Origin of the sequence: Brevibacterium sp. FME17 (genome assembly GCF_014897515.1) — a bacterium.
In the GTDB taxonomy this organism is placed as follows: Bacteria; Actinomycetota; Actinomycetes; order Actinomycetales; family Brevibacteriaceae; genus Brevibacterium.
This window is the reverse complement of record NZ_JABUYD010000050.1, coordinates 1-3,826: the sequence shown is the minus strand read 5'-3', so window position 1 is coordinate 3,826 and position 3,826 is coordinate 1. Positions and strand designations below refer to the sequence as shown.

The window sequence follows — 3,826 nt, the reverse complement described above, 5'->3', positions numbered from 1 at the left end:
GTCGTCGATCAGCAAGCCGCCTAACTCCCTTTGGCCTCATTCACCTTGACAACTTTCGTAGTGCCCGGCGAAGTTGATGTCGTGGAGGACGATGACGATGGTCCGGCCCATCTGCGTGGCAGCCCGGCGCAGGTGCGCCATCATCTGCACGGAGTGCTTCATGTCCAGGTTGTTCAAGGGTTCGTCGAGCAGGACGTAGTCGGTGTCCTGAGCCAGCACCATGGCCACGTAGGCGCGCTGCCGCTGCCCGCCGGAGAGTTCGTCGATGAACCGGTCCTCGAGGTCGTTAAGTTCAAGGAAGTCGATAGCTTGAGAGATGATCTCCTCGTCGGCAGCCGTCAGGCGTCCCTTGGAGTAGGGGAAACGACCGAAGCCGACGAGCTGGCGGATCGTCAGCCTGGTGATGAAGTGGTTCTCCTGACGCAGGATGGACACGACCTTCGCCAAGTCCTTCGACTTCGTCGATGAGATGTCGTATCCGGCGACCTCGATGGCGCCGTCGTCGATGCCCAGCAGGCGGCCGATCATCGTCAGCAGCGTTGACTTCCCGGCGCCGTTGGGCCCGACCAGCGCGGTGACTCCCCCGGCGGGGATCTGCAGATCGACGGGACCGATCTCGACGTCGTTGCTGTAGGACTTGCGGACATCGCGCAGAGTGATCACAGTCGTCCCTTTCTCATGATGACGAAGAGGAATGCGCCTCCGCCGATGACCTCGATGATGATGGAGACGACTCCCTCGGCGTAGAACAGGTTCTTCATGATGAAGTACGCCCCGCCCAGGACGACGAACCCGAGGAGGCCGGCCATCGGCAGCACGTATCTGTGGTCGTAGGTGTCGGAGAACTGATAGGCGAGCATCGCGACGAGGAACCCGAGGAAGATCATCGGTCCGATCATCGACACGGACACCGCCATGAGGATCGAGACGAAGAACAGGACCTTCATCATCTCGAACCGATGGCTGAGCCCCAGGTTGCTGGTCGCGTCCCTGCCGAGGGCAAGAACGTTGAGACGCGCAGAGCTCAGGTAGATCGCAGCACAGGCCAGCAGGCACAGCGGAATCGAGACCAGCAGGTAGCTGGAGTCCGAGTTCGAGATCGAGCCGAAGAGCCGGGCCGAGAGCACGTCGAATTCACTCGGCGTCAGGGTCCGCTGCATGAACGTCGCGATCGAACCGAGTCCGCCGCCGATGACGACGCCGATGAGCAGCATGATCGCGATATTGCCGTATCGGCCTGAGAGCAGCCAGCCGTAGAGCGCGAGCGAGAGCCCCACCATGAGCAGCAGCTGCACGGTGAAAGGCACCAACCCCTTGAGATCGACGATCGCTGTGACCCCGAAGAAGTACATGGCCCCGGTTTGGATGGCCACGTACAGGGATTCGAAGCCCATGATCGACGGTGTGATGATCCTGTTGTTCGTCACCGTCTGGAACGCCACGGTCGCAAACGCCTGACACAAAGCGACGATCGCGATGACGACGAGGTTCTTCATCCGCAGCTGCGCAATGAGCCAGAACCCCTCGTCAGTGATCGGCATCGGGTTGTCCCAAGCCAGGAGCCCAAGAGCAATGACTGCCGAGGCGACGGTGAGTCCGATCATGATCGACCAGTACCGCCACCTGGACTTAGGCGTCGCCAAGGACCCGGATGAGCGCCGAGGTGGAGCTGAGTCCCGTTTCGTCCTCGGCTCCAGTCGACCCTGAGCTGACGTGGCCTGCCCCGCGTTCGGGTATGTCGTGGACTCTGTAGTCTCTGCACTCATGGCGTGCCTCATCCCCGCTTCCGCTGTCGCAGGAGCAGTGCGACGAACACCGCTGCGCCGACGACTCCGAGGATGACGGAGACCGGAAGCTCGAAGGGCATGATGATGACTCGGCCGATGAGGTCGCAGATCGTGACGATCGCGATGCCGAGCAGACAGACCCAGGGCAGGTTGCTGCGCAGGTCGTCGCCGCGGATCATCGACACGATGTTGGGGACGATGAGCCCGAGGAACGGCAGACTGCCGACCACCACTGTAACGACTCCAGTGGCGATGGCCACGAGGATGGTGCCGATGAGGATGACCTGGTTGTAGTTGAGGCCGACGTTGGTCGCAACCTCTTTGCCCAGACCCGCGACCGTGAAGCGGTCGGCGGTGATGAAGACCGCGATGACGACGATGACGACGACCCACAGGATCTCGTACTGGCCGCGCAGGATCGAGGTGAAGCTGCCTGCAAACCAGATTCCCAAGCTCTGGAGCATGTCGGTCTGGACGGCGATGAATGTCGAGATCGCTCCGACCACCGCGCCGAGCATGATGCCGATGATGGGCACGATGAGTGATGATTTCAGCGATACTCGGCGCAGGAACATGAAGAAGACCAGCGTGCCGATGAACGCGGCGAAGACGGCCCCGATCATCCGGGCCAGGATCGAGGCATCCGGGTAGATGATGACAGTGAGCATGAGTCCGAGGCCGGCCCATTCCGTGGTGCCGGTCGTCGTCGGCTCGACGAAGCGGTTCTGAGTCAGCAGCTGCATCACCAGACCGCACATGGCCATCGCAGCACCGGAGAGAACGAGTGCGATGGTGCGCGGCACACGGGTTATCTGGAACATCTCTGCACCGCCGTCGCCGCCGAAGACGTCGTAGACACCGGTGAAGAGGGAGACTACGAGGAGCAACGCGACACCGATGAAGCCCGCGAGCAGCTTCCAGCTCAGCAGTGGGTTCTTCGCCGTGCCAGCAGGGCTGGTGATCGGGCTCTTCACTGCCTCGGGGGCACTGGCCTCGGGGCCCTTCGCCGCCCTGCCGTGCGCTGCGGCACCCGACTTCGCCGAGGCGGTGCTCGTGTCCGTGGTTGCGCCACCCCGCCCATCGGGTGGTCTGTTGTCTGTGCTCGTCATCCGGTCGTTCTCATTCGTGACAAGGCGGTGGATGGGCCGGGGCTCATCCACCGCCGTAGTGGCGCTCCCAGATCAGGAGGCTTTCGTCGTGCTGGTCTTACTTCTGCCCTTCGAGCTGATCCGCGAAGGTGTCGAAGAACTCCGTGTACGTCTGGATGCCTTCATTGAGGTAGGTGTCCTCTGGGAAGTAGACGATCTTGTCGTCCTTGATCGCGGGAACGTCTTTGAGCGCTTCAGACTTCTCGAGGACTTCGGCAGCCGGTGCCGAGCCTTCATCGCGTTTCTCGGGCGCGAATGAAGCATCACGATCCATGACGATCATGAGATCGGGGTCGGAGTCTGCGATGGCTTCGACGGAGATGTCATCTCCCTGGTGATCTTCGCTGCTCGCATCGACTTCGAGGGACGGGGTCAGGTCGAGGATGTCGAAGACCGGTCCGACGGTGCGTCCGACCGAAGGTGCGGAGTAGCCGATGTCACCCGCCGAGGTGATTAGGCCCATGGCCTTGTCGTTGCTGTCATAGGCGGTTTTGGCTCGCTCGACCGCGGCATCGTAATCCTCGATGATCTTCTTCGCCTCATCCTGTTTGCCGAAGACCTCCCCCAGAGTTGTCGTCTGGCGTTTGAGTTCGGAGCCGAAGTCCTCACCGTCGCGAGGGTCGAGTTCGAGCACGGTGGCCTCGGGGGCCAGCTTCGCGAGGTCGTCGTGGAACTGCGAGAATCGCTGACCGTTGATGATGAGGTCTGGTTTGGCCTCGACGACCTTTTCGAGGTCGGGCTCGCGGTGCGAGCCGAGGTCGAGGACCGAGTCGTCTTTCGTGTAGCTGAGATCTGAGGACATCAGGGAAACAGCGCCGGCACTGAGTTCGATGCCCCAGGTGTCGAGAGTTTCGAAGGTGCGGTTGTCTGTGGCAACTACAGAGGAAGGCG

The 3,826-nt window shown here is 61.7% G+C and carries 3 protein-coding genes and 1 pseudogene; all 4 read right to left on the bottom strand.

The genetic code is table 11. From position 1 onward, the window contains the following. Positions 1–57: 57 nt before the first annotated feature. A pseudogene (locus tag INT40_RS20200) lies at positions 58–663 on the bottom strand (ABC transporter ATP-binding protein); the annotation flags it as partial. Continuing rightward, the gene (locus INT40_RS20195; protein WP_413463565.1) at positions 660–1,604 is read right to left on the bottom strand and encodes an iron chelate uptake ABC transporter family permease subunit; all 945 of its coding nucleotides are present in this window, start codon (positions 1,602–1,604) and stop codon (positions 660–662) included. The gene INT40_RS20195 and the pseudogene INT40_RS20200, both read right to left, overlap by 4 nt. Positions 1,605–1,774: 170 nt before the next feature. After that, positions 1,775–2,896: an ABC transporter permease gene (locus INT40_RS20190; RefSeq protein ID WP_226831723.1), complete on the bottom strand. Its 1,122-nt coding sequence runs from the start codon at positions 2,894–2,896 to the stop codon at positions 1,775–1,777. Between the two features lie 97 nt (positions 2,897–2,993). Further along, on the bottom strand, positions 2,994–3,826 hold an 833-nt coding region (locus tag INT40_RS20185; RefSeq protein WP_193096859.1), incomplete at its 5' end, for a siderophore ABC transporter substrate-binding protein.

Excerpts from the sequence above, each read along its gene's own strand:
- INT40_RS20195 (WP_413463565.1), bottom strand. The coding sequence starts at position 1,604 with ATGATCGGACTCACCGTCGCCTCGGCAGTCATTGCTCTTGGGCTCCTG.
- INT40_RS20190 (WP_226831723.1), bottom strand. The coding sequence starts at position 2,896 with ATGACGAGCACAGACAACAGACCACCCGATGGGCGGGGTGGCGCAACC.